Origin of the sequence: Shigella sp. FC1967 (genome assembly GCF_001743005.1) — a bacterium.
In the GTDB taxonomy this organism is placed as follows: domain Bacteria; phylum Pseudomonadota; class Gammaproteobacteria; order Enterobacterales; family Enterobacteriaceae; genus Proteus.
Window position 1 is genome coordinate 1 of record NZ_MIIZ01001379.1, and the last position, 364, is coordinate 364.

Sequence of the window (364 nt, forward strand, 5' to 3'; positions counted from 1 at the left end):
TGCTCACCAGAACTCATTTCATCTAGAGTATGAGTATCGCCGTTAGCAAGTTTGACCTGCTGACGTTGCCCCGGTTGAATTTCCTCTACAATGACTTTTCCAGAGAAGAACTGATTCAGTGTTTTTATCATTTCAGGGTAGAGCGCAGGGAGTGTCGCTTTCATATTGAACAGTGATGCTTCAAGCTGACCCTTCCAGTCAGAGGAGGGAGAGTAAGTCGCTAACCAATTTTTACTTAAGTCATCAGGCGCTAATGAAGAAATACTTTTTTGGGGCACAATCCAACGCCGTTCTTCCGCATCCAGATAGATGATATTTGGGATTGATAGATCCATATTTGAATGAAGCATTCCTAGTACAACTT

General features: G+C 42.6%; 1 pseudogene. It reads right to left on the reverse strand.

The annotated features are described in order from the left end of the window. Positions 1-335, reverse strand: a pseudogene (locus tag BHE89_RS22180) (ATP-binding protein); the annotation flags it as partial. Between the last annotated feature and the right edge of the window lie 29 nt (positions 336-364).